The 19,853-nt window shown below is 62.0% G+C and carries 20 protein-coding genes; 9 read left to right on the top strand and 11 right to left on the bottom strand.

Annotated features, from left to right (window positions below; all coding sequences use genetic code 11):
• The first annotated feature begins 131 nt into the window (after positions 1–131).
• The 3 genes from ACVI9W_RS15415 (at position 132) to ppa (ending at position 2,223) form a co-directional block, all read left to right on the top strand.
• A complete protein-coding gene (locus tag ACVI9W_RS15415; protein WP_461530437.1) occupies positions 132–779 on the top strand; it encodes a DedA family protein in 648 nt (215 codons plus the stop codon).
• A gap of 9 nt (positions 780–788) precedes the next feature.
• Positions 789–1,604, top strand: a complete 816-nt coding sequence (locus tag ACVI9W_RS15410) for a M90 family metallopeptidase (RefSeq protein ID WP_461530436.1) — start codon at positions 789–791, stop codon at positions 1,602–1,604.
• Positions 1,605–1,695: 91 nt separating this feature from the next.
• Positions 1,696–2,223 carry an inorganic diphosphatase gene (ppa, locus tag ACVI9W_RS15405; protein WP_007933577.1) on the top strand — a complete coding sequence of 176 codons (528 nt, stop codon included), beginning with the start codon at positions 1,696–1,698 and terminating at the stop codon, positions 2,221–2,223.
• A 54-nt stretch (positions 2,224–2,277) separates the two neighbouring features.
• Here ppa and ACVI9W_RS15400 read toward each other — a convergent pair whose 3' ends face one another.
• Both ACVI9W_RS15400 and ACVI9W_RS15395 read right to left on the bottom strand, forming a co-directional pair.
• Positions 2,278–2,541 carry a DUF3077 domain-containing protein gene (locus ACVI9W_RS15400; protein ID WP_461530435.1) on the bottom strand — a complete coding sequence of 88 codons (264 nt, stop codon included), beginning with the start codon at positions 2,539–2,541 and terminating at the stop codon, positions 2,278–2,280.
• The gene (locus ACVI9W_RS15395; protein WP_422415987.1) at positions 2,538–2,798 is read right to left on the bottom strand and encodes a hypothetical protein; all 261 of its coding nucleotides are present in this window, start codon (positions 2,796–2,798) and stop codon (positions 2,538–2,540) included. Before ACVI9W_RS15395 ends, ACVI9W_RS15400 begins: the two co-directional genes overlap by 4 nt.
• 415 nt (positions 2,799–3,213) lie before the next feature.
• On the opposite strand from ACVI9W_RS15395, the gene ACVI9W_RS15390 reads away from it, so the two are divergent.
• The gene (locus tag ACVI9W_RS15390) at positions 3,214–3,924 is read left to right on the top strand and encodes a LexA family transcriptional regulator (RefSeq protein ID WP_461530434.1); all 711 of its coding nucleotides are present in this window, start codon (positions 3,214–3,216) and stop codon (positions 3,922–3,924) included.
• Positions 3,925–4,161: 237 nt separating this feature from the next.
• Here the strand turns inward: ACVI9W_RS15390 and ACVI9W_RS15385 are convergent, their stop codons facing one another.
• A complete protein-coding gene (locus ACVI9W_RS15385) occupies positions 4,162–5,094 on the bottom strand; it encodes a carbon-nitrogen hydrolase family protein (RefSeq protein WP_461530433.1) in 933 nt (310 codons plus the stop codon).
• Positions 5,095–5,126: 32 nt separating this feature from the next.
• Positions 5,127–6,452 (bottom strand): MFS transporter, encoded by a 1,326-nt coding sequence (locus ACVI9W_RS15380; RefSeq protein WP_461530432.1) that lies wholly within the window; start codon positions 6,450–6,452, stop codon positions 5,127–5,129.
• A gap of 88 nt (positions 6,453–6,540) precedes the next feature.
• Between ACVI9W_RS15380 and ACVI9W_RS15375 the strand changes: the two genes are divergently transcribed.
• Positions 6,541–7,485 carry a LysR family transcriptional regulator gene (locus ACVI9W_RS15375; RefSeq protein ID WP_461530431.1) on the top strand — a complete coding sequence of 315 codons (945 nt, stop codon included), beginning with the start codon at positions 6,541–6,543 and terminating at the stop codon, positions 7,483–7,485.
• On the opposite strand, the gene ACVI9W_RS15370 is transcribed toward ACVI9W_RS15375, so the two are convergent.
• The 4 genes from ACVI9W_RS15370 to ACVI9W_RS15355 all read right to left on the bottom strand — a co-directional run bounded on the left by ACVI9W_RS15370 (position 7,475) and on the right by ACVI9W_RS15355 (position 12,643).
• Complete coding sequence (locus ACVI9W_RS15370; RefSeq protein WP_461530430.1) at positions 7,475–8,680, bottom strand: RtcB family protein; 1,206 nt, start codon at positions 8,678–8,680, stop codon at positions 7,475–7,477. The genes ACVI9W_RS15375 and ACVI9W_RS15370 overlap by 11 nt on opposite strands.
• 252 nt (positions 8,681–8,932) lie before the next feature.
• On the bottom strand, positions 8,933–10,138 hold the full coding sequence (locus tag ACVI9W_RS15365) for an SGNH/GDSL hydrolase family protein (protein ID WP_461530429.1): 1,206 nt from the start codon (positions 10,136–10,138) through the stop codon (positions 8,933–8,935).
• Positions 10,138–11,253 (bottom strand): SGNH/GDSL hydrolase family protein, encoded by a 1,116-nt coding sequence (locus ACVI9W_RS15360; protein ID WP_461530428.1) that lies wholly within the window; start codon positions 11,251–11,253, stop codon positions 10,138–10,140. Before ACVI9W_RS15360 ends, ACVI9W_RS15365 begins: the two co-directional genes overlap by 1 nt.
• A complete protein-coding gene (locus ACVI9W_RS15355) occupies positions 11,240–12,643 on the bottom strand; it encodes an MBOAT family O-acyltransferase (RefSeq protein ID WP_461530427.1) in 1,404 nt (467 codons plus the stop codon). Before ACVI9W_RS15355 ends, ACVI9W_RS15360 begins: the two co-directional genes overlap by 14 nt.
• Positions 12,644–12,886: 243 nt before the next feature.
• Between ACVI9W_RS15355 and ACVI9W_RS15350 the strand changes: the two genes are divergently transcribed.
• The 4 genes from ACVI9W_RS15350 (at position 12,887) to ACVI9W_RS15335 (ending at position 18,010) form a co-directional block, all read left to right on the top strand.
• Entirely contained in the window at positions 12,887–13,129 is a 243-nt protein-coding gene (locus tag ACVI9W_RS15350; RefSeq protein WP_107024764.1) for an exodeoxyribonuclease VII small subunit, read from the top strand.
• Entirely contained in the window at positions 13,126–14,013 is an 888-nt protein-coding gene (ispA, locus tag ACVI9W_RS15345; protein ID WP_461530426.1) for a (2E,6E)-farnesyl diphosphate synthase, read from the top strand. Before ACVI9W_RS15350 ends, ispA begins: the two co-directional genes overlap by 4 nt.
• A gap of 140 nt (positions 14,014–14,153) precedes the next feature.
• Positions 14,154–16,052 carry a 1-deoxy-D-xylulose-5-phosphate synthase gene (gene dxs, locus ACVI9W_RS15340; RefSeq protein ID WP_422415994.1) on the top strand — a complete coding sequence of 633 codons (1,899 nt, stop codon included), beginning with the start codon at positions 14,154–14,156 and terminating at the stop codon, positions 16,050–16,052.
• A gap of 77 nt (positions 16,053–16,129) precedes the next feature.
• On the top strand, positions 16,130–18,010 hold the full coding sequence (locus ACVI9W_RS15335) for a TonB-dependent receptor domain-containing protein (RefSeq protein ID WP_461530425.1): 1,881 nt from the start codon (positions 16,130–16,132) through the stop codon (positions 18,008–18,010).
• Here the strand turns inward: ACVI9W_RS15335 and ACVI9W_RS15330 are convergent.
• Genes ACVI9W_RS15330 through ribA form a run of 3 tightly spaced genes read right to left on the bottom strand, consistent with a single transcriptional unit; the run spans position 17,988 to position 19,830 of the window.
• Positions 17,988–18,797 carry a cobalamin-binding protein gene (locus ACVI9W_RS15330; protein ID WP_461530424.1) on the bottom strand — a complete coding sequence of 270 codons (810 nt, stop codon included), beginning with the start codon at positions 18,795–18,797 and terminating at the stop codon, positions 17,988–17,990. The two genes, ACVI9W_RS15335 and ACVI9W_RS15330, sit on opposite strands and share 23 nt — an antisense overlap.
• A complete protein-coding gene (locus ACVI9W_RS15325) occupies positions 18,797–19,216 on the bottom strand; it encodes an MFS transporter (protein ID WP_461530423.1) in 420 nt (139 codons plus the stop codon). The genes ACVI9W_RS15330 and ACVI9W_RS15325 overlap by 1 nt, the downstream gene beginning before the upstream one ends.
• Positions 19,213–19,830, bottom strand: a complete 618-nt coding sequence (gene ribA / locus ACVI9W_RS15320; protein WP_038606280.1) for a GTP cyclohydrolase II — start codon at positions 19,828–19,830, stop codon at positions 19,213–19,215. The genes ACVI9W_RS15325 and ribA overlap by 4 nt, the downstream gene beginning before the upstream one ends.
• Positions 19,831–19,853: the final 23 nt, after the last annotated feature.

The raw sequence follows: 19,853 nt of genomic DNA, 5'->3' as shown, positions 1-19,853 counted from the left end.
TTCTCGCCGCCGTATAATGCGCCTCCTCAAAATGTGTGAAACTTTACCCATCACTCGGGTAGCGGTTGAACGCATTCGCACTGCCCGTCATCGCAGGCCCCGACCGGGTTCAAAGAACACAGGTGCTGTACATGGACTTCAACCCGCTGGACCTCATTCTGCATCTCGACGCCTACCTCGATTTGCTGGTCAACAACTATGGTCCGTGGATCTACGCGATCCTGTTCCTGGTAATTTTCTGCGAGACCGGTCTGGTGGTCATGCCGTTCCTGCCGGGTGATTCCCTGTTGTTCATCGCCGGTGCGGTTGCCGCTGGCGGTGGAATGGACCCGGTGCTGCTCGCTGGCCTGCTGATGGCGGCAGCGATCCTCGGCGACAGCACAAACTATGTAGTCGGCCGAACAGCCGGAGAACGGCTGTTCCGCAATCCCAATTCGAAGATCTTCCGTCGCGACTACCTGCAGCAGACCCACGACTTCTACGAACGCCATGGCGGCAAAACCGTCACCCTGGCGCGCTTCCTGCCGATCCTGCGCACCTTTGCACCGTTCGTCGCTGGCATTGCAAAAATGCACTACCCACGTTTCCTTGGTTTCAGCGTCGCCGGTACCGTACTCTGGGTCGGTGGCCTGGTGACCCTCGGCTACTTCTTCGGCAACGTACCGTTCATCAAACAGAACCTGTCGCTGATGATCGTCGCGATCATCCTGCTGTCGCTGGTACCGATGATCATTGGTGTGGTGCGCAGCCGTATGCACCGCACCGCCAAGGTCCAGTAAGCCCTGGCCATGTGGTCACTGAGCGCCTGGCGCCGTCGCCGAACCCTGGCACGTCACCCCATCGACCCGCAACGCTGGCAGCGGGTTCGCGAGCGCCTGCCGATGCTCGATGGCCTCAGCGCCGACGAAGACCACTGGCTGCGCGAAGCCTGCGTACTGTTCCTGCACGACAAACACCTGAGCGCCCTGCCCGGCGTTGAGCTGGACGGCGAGCAACGGCTGTTTCTCGCCGCCCAGGCCCAGTTGCCGCTGCTGCATCTGGGCGATCTGAACTGGTACCAGGGCTTCCACGAAATCGTGCTGTATCCCGACGACTTCCTCAGCCCCCAGCGCCACCGCGACGCCAGTGGCGTGGAACATGAATGGAACGGCGAGCACAGTGGCGAAGCCTGGCAACAAGGCCCGGTGATCCTCGCCTGGCCCGGCGTGCTGGCCAGCGGCGGCTGGGAAGGCTACAACCTGGTCATCCACGAACTGGCGCACAAGCTCGACATGCTCAATGGCGACGCCAACGGCCTGCCGCCGCTGCACAACGACATGCGCGTCGGCGACTGGGCCAAGGCCATGCAAGAAGCCTACGACGACCTCAACCGCCAGCTTGACCGCGACCCGGACGCCGAGACCGCCATCGACCCTTACGCAGCGGAAAACCCGGCAGAATTTTTCGCCGTCACCAGCGAATACTTCTTCAGCGCCCCCGACCTGCTCAACGACGCCTACCCCGCGGTGTACCAGCAACTGCGCGGTTTTTACCGCCAGGATCCGCTGGCACGTCTGCAGCATTTGCAGCACAACCACCCGCATTACCGGCAGGCACAGGACTGACGCTGCCGGACATCAGGGCGAACGTGGCAAGCAGTGCGGAATGTGCCTATAATCGCGACCAATTTTTGGCCAAACATGGGGGCACTGCCCAATGAGCTACAGCAAGATTCCGGCTGGCAAAGACCTGCCGAACGACATCTACGTCGCCATCGAGATTCCAGCCAACCACGCCCCGATCAAGTACGAGATCGACAAGGACAGCGATTGCCTGTTCGTTGACCGTTTCATGGCCACCCCGATGTTCTACCCGGCCAACTACGGTTACATCCCTAACACCCTGGCCGACGACGGTGATCCGCTGGACGTGCTGGTTGTTACCCCGTACCCGGTTGCCCCAGGCTCGGTTATCCGCGCCCGTCCGGTCGGCATCCTGAACATGACCGACGACGGCGGCGGCGACGCCAAAGTCATCGCCGTACCGCACGACAAACTGTCGCAGCTGTACGTCGACGTCAAAGAATACACCGACCTGCCGGCCCTGCTGATCCAGCAGATCGAGCACTTCTTCGCCAACTACAAGGATCTGGAGAAGGGCAAGTGGGTCAAGATCGAAGGCTGGGACGGCGCTGACGCCGCTCGCGCTGCGATCACCAAGTCGGTTGCTGCCTACAAAGGCTAAGTAACCCTCAGCAAAAAGCCCCGCTCATGCGGGGCTTTTTGTTTATCGGTGGGATCAGGTCTTCTTTATCCCCAACCCGGCATCATCAACAATCGCCTTGGCGAATTCGCACAGAAAATAAGCGGCCCACATCATCTCGCCGTCTTCATCCAGCAGCCCCGCCTGAATCAGCTTGTGCACACAACCGAGCACGGTTGAAGCCTGCTCCAGCGCGTAGTCACATGGCACGCCCGGCGCAATACGAAACAGCCCCATGGGCGATTGCTCGCTGCGGATGAAATCCACCACACCTACCGTCTTTCCAGTCTCCTTGCTCATGGCTTGACTCCTTGCAGCTTGCTCAGCGCATGCTCGACCAGCGCCCTGGCCATCTCGGCCGAATGCAGCACATTCACCAGCATGCCCTGGCCGGGTTCATTGGCGTGGGCGCGGCAGAATTCGTCGGTGGTTTCGTGAATGCCACGCAGGAGTTCGCTGGCAAAGGCCAGGGAGTCAGGGGGGATGAGATCGCTGTGGATGGAGAAATAGGGGGTGGTAATGAGGGAATTTGGTGGATCAGGGACAATCTTTTTCATGGCTTAACTCCTAGTTCCATATAGGAGCCACCACCTCTATCCTTCTCACGGGATAAGGGTGGCAGCCGTACGCGGGGTGAGAAACCGAGGGAACATAGGAAAACTCGGCCAGACCGAGGTCTGCCCGCGCACGGCCGCCATAACATGCATGCCGCTATATTCATCAACGGATTCTCACGTCCGATCGCCAAAAAAGACGACCTGAGGAAATTAGCCCTGATGCATTTTTCCAACAACAGCGAAAAGGCGGCAGCGCGCGTAGGATAGTTCCGAACGCCATCCGAGGTGAGTTTTTTCGAAAAGAAACCTCCTACGCCATCCTAGGCAATGCCTGTAAAACCAGGCTTTTTCCCGCCTTAAAAATGAACCTCGCGTTTATAGCCCGGGCTGTGCAAGCCCTCTAGACTCGGGACTCATGAATACCTCCGGTGATCGACTCAAAACCCTGCTGCACGAGTGCAGCCTCTCGCCTTCCGACTTTGCCGCCCAGCGCAGGGTCACGCCGCAGCACGTCAACAACTGGTTCAAACGCGGCGTACCCCTGGCCCGACTCGACGAAATCGCCGAGTTGCTGTGTGTACGCAGCAAATGGCTGCGAACCGGCGAAGGTCCCAAACACCCCAACCCCTTGCCGCGCCTGAACACCGCACTACGCAAACCGGGTACAGAGCCGGCGGAACCGAGCCTGCTCGCCGCCAGCACCACTGATGACATCCGGCTGCCGTTCTATAGCATGCAATCCCGGCAGCTCAGGCCCATCCCCGACCGCCACCTGCGCTTGCCCGTGCGCATCTTCGACACCCTCGGTATCGATCCGGACGTGGCGTTGTGCGTGAGCATGCCTGCGAGCAACATGAGCCCGTTGCTGCCACCCGGCAGCACCCTGGCCATCGACTGTGGCCTGAAACACATCGTCGAAGGCGAGCTCTACGCCTTGCTGCACAACGGCCGCTTGCGCATCCACAGCCTCAGCCAGCGCGCCAACGGCACCTTGCGCCTGCACAGCCACGACAGCGACGAACACCCCACCGAAACCTACAGCCCGGCGCAGCTCAAAAACCAGAAGCTGAGCGTGCTGGGCTGGGTGTTCTGGTGGGGGCATTTGCGCGACAGCCGCCCGGTTTGAGCGGCTGCGGGTGATTTTTTGCTGGGCATCCGGCGCGATAGCCAGTATGCTACGCCGCACATTTCGCCCCGGCTGCTTAGCACGCCAGCGGGCCTGGCGCGGCACACACTGCCTGTCGCCACCTCCCGGCCCCAGCGCCGGAGCAACGATTTTAAGGCGGTTGCGGCTTACCATAAATTAGCCAAGACCGTCCCCTAGAAGCCGGCCACAAGCCGGCTTTTTAATGCCCGCCTCTTTTTAATCCCCGTCGAACACCACCGGCTTCATCGCCGCCGTATTGACCTTCAGGGTAAACACATCCGGCCGCGCATAGTGCCCGCAGACGTCAAAGTCCAGGTTACTGGCCTGCCCCACCGTCAGATCGATCTCGGCATACAAAATCGTCTCCTGATCAAACACCGGCCCGGCCAGCACCTGCCCGGTCGCACTGACAATCATGCTGCCGCCGTGCATGATGTAGTCCCCTTCTGCCGCCTCCAGGCCGAAATCCTCCCGGTAGGACGCCGGGTACTCGCCCAGGGTGATCGCCTGGCAAGCCGAAAGCACCGGCACCCGCCCTTCCAGAGCAATGTGGACCATGGACGCCGCCCAGGTCGGACGATCATCGGCGGTCGGCGCACAGTAGATTTCAGTGCCCTGCGCATACATCGCCTGGCGCAGTGCCGGCATGTAGTTTTCCCAGCAGATGACAGTGCCGAGCTTGCCAAACGGGGTGTCTACCGGGGCGATGCTCGAGCCGTCGCCGAAGCCCCAGATGATGCGCTCCTGGCCGGTCGGCATCAGTTTGCGGTGAAAGCCCGCCACGCCCTTGCCCGGTGCCAGGGTCACGGCGGTGCAATACAGGGTCCGGCCCAGGCGTTCGATAATGCCCATGACCACATGAACGCCGGTTTCATTGACCACTTCTCCGAGCATGGCCAGCTCCGGGCCGTCCAGGCTGACAGCACCTTGCACATAGCGCAGGTACTGCGCCCGGCCAAGGTCACTGCGGCTACCGACAACGGTGCCGAACGCTGCGCCCTTGGGGTAGCCACCGAGAAACGCCTCGGGGAATACCGCAAGTTCACTACCTTGCGCAGCAGCGTCACGGATCAGCCCGGCAGCTTTCTCGGCACTCAGCTGCGGCTCGAAGGGGATGGATGAAGCTTGAACAACAGCAACCTTGATCATGAGTCTTCCCTTGATGAATGGTGAGGATCGGCTTAACCGCGGGTGATGTCCCGGTCTTTGGTTTCCGGCAGCATGAACCACAGCACGATGAAGCAGACCAGCGACACCGCAGCCAGGTAGGCGGCGGGAATGTTCGGGTTGTGGGTGGCCTGGATCAGTGCCACGGCAATGAACGGGCCGGGACCCGCCAGCAGCGCCAGAGCGACGTTGTGGCCAACGGCGGCGCCGGTCGAACGGATCGAAGCCGGGAACACTTCAACCAGCAGCACCACGTCCATCACTGCGGTAATTGCCACCAGCGCCGCCATGATCACCAGCCCCAGCAGGATCGCGGCGAAGCTGCCGGTGTTCATCAACAGGAACACCGGGTACGCCAACAGGGTCAGGCCAGCGGCGGCAGTCAGGACAAAAGGACGGCGGCCAAAGCGATCACTCAGACGACCAACCAGCGGGTTGAACAGGGTGTAGAGCACCAAAGCCAGGCTGCACAGGACCAAGGCGGTCGATTTGCTCAGGCCGACGGTCTGGGTCAGGTGGGTGTTGGCGTAGGTGATGAAGTAGTACAGCGACACACCGAACAGCGCGGAAAAGGCGAACGAGACCACGAAGGCCCGTTGCTTGGCCCCACGCGAAACCTGCTCCAGGCCACCGGTGGCGCGCTTGTGCTGCAGCGCCTCGTAGACCGGGGTGTCACCCAGTTTGCGGCGGATGTACATGGCCACACCGGCCATGATGATCGAGGCTACGAACGGTACGCGCCAGCCCCACGCCATGAGGTCCGCGTCAGAGAGGGTCGCGGTGATGATCGCGGCGATGGCCGTACCACACAGGAATGCCGCACCTGCGGTGCCGGTGATGACGCTGGCCGCGGTTGCCCGGCGGTTGGCGGGAGCACTTTCCACGATGTAGATGCCGGCGCTGGACCACTCACCGCCGACCATCATCCCCTGCAGAAAGCGCAGCGCAACCAGCAGGATCGGCGCAGCGATGCCGATGCTCGCGTAGCCGGGCAACAGACCGATCAGGGTGGTGGCCAGGCCCATGCCGAACACGGTGATGATCAGCACAGCGCGGCGTCCCAGTTTGTCGCCAATCGGTCCCAACACCACGGCGCCCAAGGGCCGTGACAGGAAGCCCACGGCAAACACCGCCAACGACGACAGCAGCGAAACGCCTGGCGCAGTGGACGGAAAGAACAGCTGTCCGATGACCGCGGCGAAGTAGCCGTAAATGGCAAAGTCGAACCATTCCATGAAGTTGCCAATGCCGACGGCAATGGCCCGTTTGCGCAGCTCTGCTGCGTCGTTTGATGAGACGGTGTGCTCACCCTGTTGCGATTGCACTATTGAATCCTGCATCCCCGGCCACCTGATTATTGTTGTGTTTGCGCAGGGTCGAGATTAAGAATGTCGAGGCAAATTAATCAAACGAATACAAGAGATGACCATGATTAGTGTCGCTAATATCAGCAGGGTCGACCTCAACCTGCTCATTGTTTTTCAGTGTCTGATGAACGAGCGCAGCGTGACCCGTGCAGCGGCGCTGCTGCATGTCACGCAAGGCGCGGTGAGTTCTTCGCTCAAGCGCCTGCGCGAACAGTTTCACGACGAGCTGTTCATCCGCACCAGCACCGGCATGGTGCCAACCCGACGGGCGCTGGAGATCGCGCCGAAAGTCACTGAGGCCCTCACCGCCGTGGCCTCCATCGTCGACAAGCGCCCGCAGTTTTCCGCCGAATCATCCACCCGGGTGTTCAATATCGCGCTGTCGGATGACATCGAAAGCTATGTGTCGCCAAGGCTGGTCAACGAAGCAAAAGCGCGCGGGCTTTCGGTCAAATTTGCCTTTCACCAGAGCAACAGTTCGCTGTGGAAAACTTCATTGGCGGACCCGGACATTGATTTGGTCCTGTGTTCGGAACCCAAGGAGCTGACTTCACATTACAGCTCACAGGTGCTGTTTTCTTCGTCCTACTCATGCCTGTACGACGGACCACGGCTGAACCTGAAAAGCCCGCTCACCCGCGATGAATATCTCATGCACGAGCATGTGCGGATTTCCTTCGATGGACGCCGGGGATTCGTTGACGACCTGCTGGAAAGCGAAGGCGTCGCCCGACGCGTTGCGGCGTCATTCACCCATTTCAGTGGCGCCCTGGCGACCTTGGTGCATAGCGATGTGATCGCCACCTTGCCCACTTTTGCGGCCCTGTCCTACGCCCGAATCGCGCGTTTGACTGTCAGCCCTGTACCGATATTCGTCCCGGCCTTTCGCGTGTTCATGGTCTGGGATGTGGAGCACAACGACGATCCGCACAACCGCTGGCTGCGCAGTTTCATCATCGACACCACGCAGGATTTACAGCGCGGCGCAGGTGCGCTCAGCCTTTGACGCACACCACCTGTCGCAAGGTATGTACCACCTCCACCAGCTCCCGCTGCGCCTGCATCACTGCATCGATGTCTTTGTAGGCCATGGGAATCTCATCGATCACGTCTTTGTCTTTGCGGCATTCGACATGCGCGGTGGCGCGTACCTGATCTTCCAGGGTGAACTGCTTTTTCGCCCGGGTACGACTCATGGTCCGTCCGGCGCCGTGGCTGCAGGAGCAGAACGACTCTTCATTGCCCAGGCCACGGACGATGAAACTCTTCGCGCCCATGGAACCGGGGATGATGCCTAGCTGGCCTTTCTGCGCTGATACCGCGCCCTTGCGGGTTACCAGGATGTCCTGGCCGAAGTGGTGTTCGCGCTGTACATAATTGTGGTGGCAGTTGACCGCCTCCAGGTTGGCTTCGAAGGGTTTGCCAAGTACCTGGCGGGCCGCAGCGATCACCGCGTGCATCATCAAGGCACGGTTCTGCCGGGCAAAATCCTGGGCCCATTCGACCGCTTCGACATAGTCGTTGAAGTGGCGGCTACCTTCTTTGAAATAGGCCAGATCCTTGTCCGGCAGGTTGGCGATGTGCTGACGCATGTCGGCCTGGGCCAGTTCGATGAACAGGTTGCCAATCGCGTTGCCGACGCCACGCGAACCACTGTGCAGCATGAACCAGACGCGGTCGCTTTCATCCAGGCAGACTTCGATGAAATGGTTGCCACTGCCCAGAGTGCCCAGGTGCTGGCGGTTATTGGTCTTTTCCAGTTGCGGGTACTTGCCGGTAATGGCCTTGAATCGCCCGGCCAGGTCCTTCCAGGCATGATCGGCCTGGGCCGGGACCTTGTCCCAGGCACCCTGGTCGTGACGGCCGAAAGTCTTTCCATGGGGCACGGCCTGTTCGATGGCGCTGCGCAGCCGGTGCAAGTTGTCAGGCAGGTCCGCGGCAACCAGCGAGGTGCAGGCTGCGATCATGCCGCAGCCGATATCCACGCCGACCGCCGCCGGGATAATTGCGCCCAAGGTCGGGATCACACTGCCGATGGTCGAGCCTTTGCCCAGGTGCACATCCGGCATGACTGCCAGGTGTTTGAAGATGAACGGCATCTTCGCCGTGTTGATCAACTGCTGACGGGCTTCGTCTTCCACCGGCACGCCCTGGGTCCAGAGTTTGATCGGTTTTCCGCCGGCCACTTCAAGCAGGTTCATGTCACACCTCTGGATTGACGCACATGTATTTACAACCAGAAACACAATGCGTTCAGGAAAATTTACAGTACACCAGACAGCGACTAAGGTGTATTTAGAGGACCGAATCGCGACTGGCAGGACGCCAGTCGGCACATGCTGAGCAGGTGCCACCGGGCATCTGGATTGGCCTCTTTTCGAGGGCCGGGGAGACAACTCCATGGGGCGCCGCAAGCCAACCCGGAGTTGTCCCCGCCTCTCCTTTTCCCGCCCTTATTTCAACTTCAGCTGCGTGCGCAGATAGTCGTACAGAGCGGCCGCGCTCTTGCGGTAGCCATCGGCTGTCAGGTGCACCAGATCACCGCGCGCCAGGCCTTGCGCCTGCCAGGCAGCAATCGAACACTGACCGCCCATGTACGCCTGCCAGTCCCAGAACAGTGCATTGGCCTGCCGGGCGGCCTGACGCTGGATACGGATGACCGCAGCCAGCTGCTGCGGCTGACGCGCTGCACAGCTACGCGCCTTGCGCTGCTTGATCGAGTCAGGCGGACCGACAATCAACACTACAGCGCGCGGCAGGTCACGGCGCAGGCGTTCAAGGGTCTGCTTGAGCTGGGTCTGGTACAGATTGAGGTCAAGCGTGTCGTCGAACGCCTCGTTGGTGCCGTAGGCAAGGATCACCAGGTCCGGGCGCAGCGACTTGAGCGTGTCCTGCCAGCCCGGCTGCCATTTGTCCGTTACCTCAAGCCGCGCGCCGTTGATGCCCAACGCCGAGTAGATCACCCCGGCATTCTTCTGCCCCTGAAGGTACCAGCCCCCCAGTACGGTGCCGGGGCGACTGTCGAGGGTCAGATCCAGCGGCAGCTCGAGATTGTTCACCACCGGGCCGAAGCGCCATTGCCCACCCGTGGCTGCCAGCAACCGGCGGTTCTGGCCACGGGAGTCACGCAACAACAGAGAAGTACTTTCCTGCGCCTGGTACAAGGCTGACACCCGATAGCGCTGGGAACCCGGCTCACGTGCCTCGATACGCACACTGGGCTTTGCCGCCAGGGGTACCGACAGATAGCCGCCAAGGGGGAACTGCGCGCTCTGCTGGTTACGTGCCGACACCAGTTCCCACTGGCGCTTGGCAGCCTTGAGGATGACCTGCTCATAACGCGTGCCGGGCACCGGCGTAGCGGCAACCAGGCCGATGCCGCCATCGCCGTACTGCGCTTGCAGCAAGCGGCGCATCTCACCGCTGAACAGGTCGGCGGCGGTGTGCGAATCACCAAACTGGACGACCGTGACCGGCGCGCGGTTGGCATTCTTGAACTTGCCGGCCAGCACCGCCAGGTTGCCATTGCTCTGGTTGAGCGCAGGCTTGGCCGGCGCAGTTACCGGCCTGGCTGTGGTATCGACCGCCGCCACCGGGCTACAGCCCGGTAGCGCACAGATCAGTAGAGCCAGCCCGAGAATGTTGTGCAGTCGACGCATCAGTGTCCCGTTACAGTGAGGCCCGGGAATGCGATCTTCGACAATATCTGTTCGGCGATCAGCTTTTGCCCGGTGATAGTGAAATGAATGCCGTCATCAACCCGGGTCTTGACCCGTTTGCCCTGGCTGTCCTGCAAGGTATAGGAGAATTCGTCATCCTTGTAACCCAGCACCGGATTGACCGAGAGGTAGTGTTGCTGGTGCAGCCCGACCTGCTCCTGATACAGGCCGCTGAGGTAGGCCATGGCACTCGACAGCCGCGGCTTCTGCATGTTCGGCGGGCCGACCCAGATCACCTGTACCTGATGCTCGCGAGCCTGCTCGAGAATCGCATCGATGCGCTGGCGGTAGGCACTCTCCCAGTCCGGCGACTTGAAGCGCAGGAATGGCTTGCCCTTGCCCTGGGGCATATCCCAGGGATCGTTGGGGCCGAGGAAGATCACCATCAGGCGAATGTTCGGCGAGCTGTCCAGGGTCTGCGCCACCGTTCGCGGCCAGTTGAAAAAACCCGGATAGGCCAGACCGGTACTCTGCCGGCTGAGGTTGACGCTCTTGATCTGGTAGCGCTTGCGAAGGGTGTTGGCCAGGTGCGGCGCGACGCCTTGCATCAACGAATCGCCCACCAGAAACACCTCGTCACCCGCCGCCAGGGAGACCACGGTGGCCGACGGCGACGGGCTTGGCGCAACGGCTGCGGCTGGCTTGACCGGTGCCACAACCGTCGCCGGAGCAGCCACCTTGACCGCCAGTGCTTTGCTCGCCACGGCGTGTGGCACAGCATGGGCTGCCTCCAGATTCACCGGAACCACGGGAATGGGCGCAGGCAGCTCGACGGTTTCGACTTTTGCTATCGCTGTGCGGCTCTGCGCCAGGCTGTCGACAAAGCTGTCACGGGCCGCACCCAGGGCCTGGGTCAGATTGCCCCCCAAGCGCCAGGCCGGGCTTTGCCCAAGCACCGGCAGCTCGCAGCTCTGATGGTATTTCTGCTGGCAGTAGAGACTGATCGAATCCTGGTTCAGCCAGAACAGCAGCGCAGTGGCCAGGGCAATCGCGTAGAAGGCTTTCGCCGCATCCAGTTGCACGCGCAGCAGTTGAGCGGAATTAGAAGCTTGCATAGATGAACCCCGGCACGCCCGACTGCGAAGCAAAGATCACCAACGACACGAACACCCCGAGCGGAATCGGATAGAACTGCCAGGGCAAGCGGGTTGTGGCGGTAAACAGCTGCCGTAGCAGCGCAAGCAGCTGCGGATACACCGCGACGTACAGCACACTGGCCAGCAACAGCAGGCCGGTCGCCGAGAACAGTCCGTCGAGGCTCACGCCGCCGATGCCGGCAAGCATATCGATGGCTTCATCGAGGCTCGCGCAGCGGAAAAAGATCCAGGCAAAGGCCACGTAGTGGAAGGTCAGCAGACGCGCCGCCAACCCTGCCCCAGGCCAGCGCATGGGTTGCGGCAGGATGTAGGTCGAAGCTTTGTACAAGGCCAGACCGATACCGTGCAGTGCGCCCCAGATAATGAAGTTGAGGCTCGCGCCATGCCACAAACCGGAAATCAGCATGGCCAGCAGCATGTTCAGGTTGCCACGCCATACACCCCGGCGATTGCCGCCGAGCGGGATGTACACGTAGTCACGGATGAACAGCGACAGGCTGATGTGCCAGCGCCCCCAGAATTCCTTGAGGTTGCGCGCGGCATACGGCGCATCGAAGTTGTCGGGCAGACGGAACCCCAGCAACAGGGCAATGCCGGTCACCAGGTTGGTGTAGCCGCTGAAGTTGAAATAGATCAGGAAGCTGTAGCCATAGACGCTCAGCAGGATCTGTTCCGGCGAGTAACTGCCCGGCGTTTCGAACACCGGATCGACCCATTCGCTGGCCAGCCAGGCGCTGCAGAAGAACAGCTTGACCACCGCCAGCGCGATCAGGCCCAGGGCCCGTTGAGGCTCCAGCACCTGGCGAATGGTCTGCGGACGGATCTGCGGCAACATATGCGCGGCGCGGTTGACCGGACCTGCGATCAGGCTGGGGAAGAATGCCAGGTACAGGGCCAGGTCCATCGGACTCGCTGACGGCATCTCGCGCCGGTTGATCGACACCAGGTAGCTGACCGAATGAAAGGTGTAAAACGACAAGCCGATCGGCAGCAGCACTTCCAGTACCGGCAGCGACACATCAATACCGGCACTGGCCAGCGCGCCCTGCACGCCCGCAACAAAGAACTCCTGATACTTGAACAGGTAGAAGCAGCTCACGACCAGCAGCAACACCAGCAGGTAACTGAAACGCCGCCCCGGATAGCGTTCAGCGAGCCGGCCGAGCAGGTACACCAGGGCGCTGTAGCCGAGCAGAACGTACAGGGAGTTGAGGCTGAAACTGGCCACCAGGGCATAGCTGGCCGCCAGCAGAAGCACGTTCTGAAGGCGAACGCTCCAGCACAAGCTCCAGTAAATGACGAAAAACAGGATGAAACTGAGGCCGAACTCGATCGAAAGGAAGCTCACAACGTAGTCCATTACGTGACGTCAGATAAAGGAAGCTGCACCTGCGCGAACCCGCGAGATAAAGCGGCCGCGATTATGGCAGAGAGCTGCAAGCAGCGACAATGAAAGCCTTGCAGGAAAATCAAGCGCTAGCCGTCGGTCTTTATGCAACAGAATGCGACGAAAGATCCGCCCTATCGATTTGCTCCCCCCGCCCCGCTCTGCTAGTGTCGCGCCGTTTATACCGCCACCGAGACAGCCGCCATGGCCCGAAAAAAAGCCTCCATCGATTTCGAGCAATCCCTCGCCGACCTGCAAGCCCTGGTCGAACGCCTGGAGAACGGTGAGCTGTCGCTGGAAGACTCGCTGACCGCGTTCGAACAAGGCATCAGTCTGACCCGCGACTGCCAGGCCGCGCTGGTCCAGGCCGAGCAGAAGGTCCAGGTGTTGCTGGAGCGCGATGGCGAACTGAAGGCCGAACCTTTCGACGCGGAACAGGCAGAATGATTGCCCACTATCAGGCCAGCTGTCAGGCCCGGGTCGATGCGGCCCTCGAGCAGTTGTTCGTCGCCCCTTCGGTAGAGCTCACCCGCCTCTACGCCGCCATGCGCTACAGCGTGATGAACGGCGGCAAGCGCGTGCGCCCGTTGCTTGCCTATGCCGCCTGCGAAGCCCTCGGTGCGGCTCCCGAGCAAGCCAATGGTGCCGCCTGCGCCGTCGAGCTGATCCATGCCTATTCGCTGGTGCACGACGACCTGCCGGCCATGGACGATGACGACCTGCGCCGTGGTCAGCCGACCACCCACAAGGCCTTTGACGAAGCCTGCGCGATCCTCGCTGGCGACGGCTTGCAGAGCCTGGCATTCAACGCCCTGCTCGATTCGCAGCTGAGCCCGCAGGCTGACAGCATTCGCCTGGCCATGGTCCAGACCCTGGCCCTGGCCGCGGGCCCGGCCGGTATGGTCGGTGGCCAGGCCATCGACCTCGGTTCGGTGGGCCTCAAGCTTGATCAGACCGCGCTTGAATTCATGCACCGGCACAAGACCGGCGCCCTGATCGAAGCTAGCGTGCGCCTCGGCGCCCTGGCCAGTGCGCGTGCCGATCAAGCGCAGCTCAATGCCCTGCAGATCTACGCCCGGGCCATCGGCCTGGCGTTTCAGGTGCAGGACGATATTCTCGACGTCGAGAGCGACACTGAAACCCTGGGCAAACGCCAGGGTGCCGATATCGCCCGCGACAAACCGACCTACCCGGCCCTGCTCGGGCTGCAAGCCGCCAAGGCCTATGCCCTGGAACTGCGCGACCAGGCGCTGGAGGCCCTGCGGCCATTCGACGCAGCGGCTGAGCCGTTGCGCGAGTTGGCACGGTATATCGTTGAGCGCCGTAATTAAACGCTGAGCGCATCGCGGGGCAAGCCCGCTCCCACAGACATCACTGTAGGAGCGGGCTTGCCCCGCGATCAGCCCAAACGGGCAGCCATTACCGCAATAAGGTAAACTGCCGCCACTTCATATCTATAACGATTCGCCTGATGCCCACGACGTTTCAAGAGATCCCCCGCGAACGCCCGGTCACGCCGCTGCTCGACCGTGCCGATACGCCTGCCGGCCTGCGCCGGCTGGCTGAAGCCGACCTGGAGAACCTGGCTGACGAACTGCGCCAGGAGCTGCTCTATACCGTTGGTCAGACCGGCGGGCATTTCGGTGCCGGCCTGGGCGTCATCGAGCTGACGATTGCCCTGCACTACGTTTTCGACACCCCGGACGACCGGCTGGTGTGGGACGTCGGTCACCAGGCCTATCCGCACAAGATCCTCACCGGTCGCCGCCAGCGCATGCACACCCTGCGCCAGAAGGACGGCCTGGCCGCCTTCCCGCGTCGCGCCGAGAGCGAGTACGACACCTTTGGCGTCGGTCACTCCAGCACCTCGATCAGCGCAGCGCTGGGCATGGCCATCGCCGCCCGCCTGCAGAACGATCCGCGCAAGTCCATCGCCGTGATCGGCGACGGCGCGCTGACTGCCGGCATGGCCTTCGAGGCGTTGAACCACGCCCAGGAAGTCGATGCCGACATGCTGGTGATCCTCAACGACAACGACATGTCGATCTCGCGCAATGTCGGCGGCCTGTCCAACTACCTGGCCAAGATTCTCTCCAGCCGCACCTATTCGAGCATGCGCGAAGGCAGCAAAAAGGTTCTCTCGCGCCTGCCTGGTGCCTGGGAAATCGCCCGCCGCACCGAAGAGTACGCCAAGGGCATGCTGGTGCCCGGCACCCTGTTCGAAGAGCTGGGCTGGAACTACATCGGGCCAATCGACGGTCACGACCTGCCGACCCTGATCACCACCCTGCGTAACATGCGCGACCTCAAAGGCCCGCAGTTCCTGCACGTAGTGACAAAAAAGGGCAAAGGCTTCGCCCCGGCGGAAGTCGACCCGATCGGCTACCACGCCATCACCAAGCTTGAGCCCGTCGATGCGCCGGCTGCCGCGCCGAAAAAGGCTGGCGGTCCGAAGTACTCGGCAGTGTTCGGCCAGTGGCTGTGCGACATGGCCGCGGCTGACGAACGCCTGGTCGGCATCACCCCGGCGATGAAAGAAGGCTCTGACCTGGTGGCGTTCAGCGAGCGCTATCCGCAGCGCTACTTCGACGTGGCGATTGCCGAACAGCATGCCGTGACCCTCGCGGCCGGCATGGCCTGCGAAGGCGCCAAGCCGGTGGTGGCGATCTACTCGACGTTCCTGCAGCGCGCCTACGATCAGCTGATCCACGACGTTGCCGTGCAGAACCTCGACGTGCTGTTTGCCATCGACCGTGCCGGCCTGGTCGGCGAAGACGGCCCGACTCACGCCGGTAGCTTCGACCTGTCGTTCCTGCGCTGCATCCCCGGCATGCTGGTGATGACCCCGAGCGACGAGAACGAGCTGCGCAAGATGCTCAGCACCGGTCACCTGTACAACGGTCCGGCTGCGGTGCGCTACCCGCGCGGCAGCGGCCCGAACGCGACCATCGAGAACAACCTCGAGCCGCTGGAAATCGGCAAGGGCGTGGTTCGCCGCCAGGGCAGCAAAGTCGCCTTGCTGGTGTTTGGCGTGCAGCTGACAGAAGCGTTGAAGGTGGCTGAAAATCTTGATGCCACCGTCGTCGACATGCGCTTCGTCAAACCGCTGGATGAAGCACTGGTACGCGAAATGGCGGCCAGCCACGAGCTGCTGGTGACCATCGAAGAGAACGCCATCATGGGTGGCGCGGGTGCTGCGGTCAGCGAGTTCCTCGCCCGCGAAGCTGTGCTCAAGCCGGTACTGCACCTGGGCCTGCCGGACGTCTACGTCGAGCACGCCAAGCCTGCGCAGATGCTCGCCGAGTGCGGGCTGGATGTTGCCGGTATCGAGGCTTCGGTGCGTCAGCGTCTGCAACTGCTCGGCCTTTAGGGCCTCATCGCGGGGCAAGCCCGCTCCCACAGGATTTTGTGGGAGCGGGCTTGCCCCGCGATAGCAATGGAACTGCCATGAAGCTCTATCGCCTTTCCCCGCTCCTGCTCTGCCTGCCCACCGCCCTCCTCGCCGATCCCATCGACCGCGACAGCGCCCTGAAGCTGCCCGACACCCTGATCAGCGCTAACCGCCAGGTCGAGGACCGCACGCAATCCAGTGCCGCCAATACGGTGTTCACCCGCGACGACATCGATCGCCTGCAGCCCTCCAGCGTCACCGACCTGCTGACCCGCGTGCCGGGCGTACAGGTCGCGCCTACCGGCGGACGTGGCAGCGTGCCCGGCATCTACATCCGCGGCAGCAAGACCGCTCAAAGCCTGGTGCTGGTCGACGGCGTGCGCATTGCCAACGCCACCTCCGGTGACAGCGGTCTGCAGTTTTTGAATATCGACCAGATCGAGCGGGTGGAAGTACTGCGCGGTTCACGTTCGGCGGTCTACGGCAGCGACGCTATTGGCGGTGTCATCCAGATCTTCACCCGCCGCAGCGCCCAAGAGGGTCTGCAGCCACGCCTGCGCCTGGCCGCAGGCAGCAATCAGACCTGGCAACGCAGCCTCGGCCTTTCTGGCGGCGACCAGGATACCCGCTTCAATCTCGGTGCCAGCCTCGATGAAAGCGCCGGTATCGACTGGAGCCACACCTCCTACCCAAGCGATGGCGACCATGACGCCTATCGCAACAAGTCGTTCAACCTGAGCCTGAGCCACAACTTCAGTGACGAGATAGAAGCCGGCCTCAACCTCCTCGACAGCCGCGGTCGCAGCGAGTACGACAACCCGTACGGGCGCTTCGACATGGACACCTTCCAGAGTTTCGGCCAAGCCCCCTACACCGACTACACCGTCAGTAGCCTGGGCACCTACCTGGGCGCACAACTCAACGAGCACTGGTATTCGCGTCTCGAAGTCGGCCACAGCGAAAACCGCGACAAGAAGCGCGACAAACTCAGCAGCGACAGCAGCGAGTTCAACACCTATCGCGATTCAGCCAGCTGGCAGAACGACCTGACGCTCGATGAGCAGAACAGCCTGATGATCGGCGCCGACTGGTACCAGGACCGTGTTCACGGCAGCACCGACTTCGACGAGGATAGCCGCTGGAACCGCGCAGCCTTTATCCAGCACCGCTTCAAGGGGGAGTGGTTTTCCACCGAACTGGGCTTGCGTCGCGACCAGAACCAGCAGTTCGGTGGGCAGAATACCTGGAGCGGCAGCCTGACCCTGCCAGTCAACCCGGATAACGACCTGCTGCTGTCCTACAGCGAAGGCTTCCGCGCCCCGACGTTCAACGACCTGTATTACCCGCAGTACAGCAACCCGAACCTCAAGCCTGAGCGTTCGAAAAGCTACGAACTGCAGTGGCGAAGCCAGCTCGGTGCAGACAGTCGTCTGGAAACCTCGATTTACCGTACGGACCTGCGCGATGCGATCATCTTTGGTGAAGGTTCGATCCCGCGCAACGTGGCCTCAGCCCGAATCAACGGCTTTGAAGCGGCCCTGCACCAACAATGGTTCGGCTGGCAGAGCAACCTCGGCCTGGCGCTGATTGACCCTCGCGATCGCGACAGCGGTCATACCCTGGCCCGCCGCGCTCGCCGCACCCTGAGCCTGGACCTTGATCGGCAGTTCGATCAACTGGGGCTGGGCGCCAGCTGGCAGGCGGTGAGCAGCAGTTACGACGATGAGGCCAACAGCAATAGCCTGGGCGGCTATGGCCTTCTCGGCCTACGCAGCAGCTGGACATTGAATCCTGAAATCAAGCTGGACCTGAAGGTCGACAACTTGCTGGACAAGGCTTATTCCCGCGCTCTGTATACCTACGAAGGTAGCCAGTACGGTTACCGCGAAGAAGGCCGCACCTGGCTGCTCGGCATCACCTGGACACCGGCGCTTTAACGTCGAGCACCTGACACAACCGCGCCGTCGCTTCGATCATCTGCCCGCTGGGCCGTTCCAGGCCCTTGTCCGGCACCAGCAGCAAACGCCCATGGCGCACGGCATCGACCTGCGGCCAGGCCTTCCAGGCGTCGAGCTGGGCCTGGTCGCTGGCGAGGATCACCTGGGGATCGCGCAACAGCACCGACTCCAGATTCACCTGTGGCGCAGGCACCTTGAGCTCGGCGAACACATTACGCGCGCCGCACACCGCCAGGGCATCACTGACGATCTGCCCGCCGCCGACGGTGTACAAAGGTTTGTCCCACACCTGGTAGAACACCCTTAGCGGCTGTTGACGATGATACTGCGCACGAAGCTTGTGCAATTGCTCACGCAGCTGCTGCGCACGCGCTCGCCCTTGCTCCGCGCGCCCCATTTGCACACCGATGGCCTCAATCTGTTCGATCAGCTCATCAATGCCATGGGGGTCGGCGGTGTAGGTGGCGATACCCAGACGCGTGAGTTGGTCACGCTGGGCCGCCGGAACGCTGCCCGGCCAGAGCAGCAACAGATCAGGCTTGAGACTGAGCAGCCGCTCCATGTCGATCTGGCCGTAGCGCCCGACCGAAGGCACCTGGGCCAAGGCCGCTGGCCGCTCGCCACCGTCGAGCATGCCCACCAGCAGATCAGTGGCGTGCAGTTCGACAACGATTTCCGACAGCGAGGGGGCCAGGCTGACCACCCGCGAAGCAGCCGCCAGTGGCGTGGCCAGTGCCAGCAACACCAGCAGCAGAACGCCGCGCATCAGCCGAGCTGACGCGGGATACGGTAGAGGTAGAGCAGTACCAGGCTGGAGATCGCCAGGAGGATCTGCGGCACCGCTTCCAGGCCGACGAACACCGACAACGCTGATATCCATGCCGGCAGGCAGGCGAACAGCATGCCCAGGCGCCGTACACGCCCCAGTTCGGTCCAGGCGCCAGGTTCGGCGTCGCTGTCGAGGGCTTTCTGGGTAGCGATCAGTGCCCGTTTGTAGGCACCAAAGCGTGGCAGGCTGAGGAACATCGAGGCCACACCGGCGATGAACACCGGCATGGCCAGGACTGCAATCAATGCCTGCAGGTCACCAAAGGCCCAGGCAAATACCAGCAACGGCGCCAACGCCAGCGCCAGGTATTGCCACCAGGCGAGTTCGAGGCGACGGCGAACCTGGGCGCGGGTCACGCCCGACCGGCCTCGCCCTGGTGCTCGTTGCCCATCATGTGACCGAGCTTGCCAGCCTTGGTGGCCAGGTAGTGTTTGTTATGCGGGTTATGACCGGTGTGCAGCGGCACACGCTCGGCAACCGGGATGCCCATGCCGGTCAGTGCCTTGACCTTGCGCGGGTTGTTGGTCATCAATCGCAGCGACTTGACCCCCAGGTGCTCAAGCATCGGCTGGCACATGCCATAGTCACGCTGGTCGGCGGCAAAGCCCAGGCGCTCGTTGGCCTCGACCGTGTCGGCGCCACCGTCCTGCAGCTCGTAAGCGCGAATTTTGTTCAACAGGCCAATGCCACGGCCTTCCTGGCGCAGGTACAGCAGTACGCCACGGCCTTCGCGGGCGATAGCCTGCAGGGCAGCCTCAAGCTGAGAACCGCAGTCGCAACGCTGGCTGAACAAAGCATCGCCGGTCAGGCATTCGGAATGCAGGCGTCCGAGCACCGGTTGCCCATCGGCGATATCACCCAGGCTGAGCACAACGTGCTCGCGGCCCGTGGCTTCATCGAGAAAACCATGCATGGTGAAAATCGCAAACGGGGTAGGCAGCTTGGAAGCGGCAACAAAGACGACGGGCACTTTGTGCTCCTGATTTGAAAGCT

It is taken from the genome of Pseudomonas sp. 210_17 TE3656 (assembly GCF_054821965.1).
Note: the sequence above shows the minus strand (reverse complement) of the source record. Positions and strands in the feature narration are given on the sequence as shown.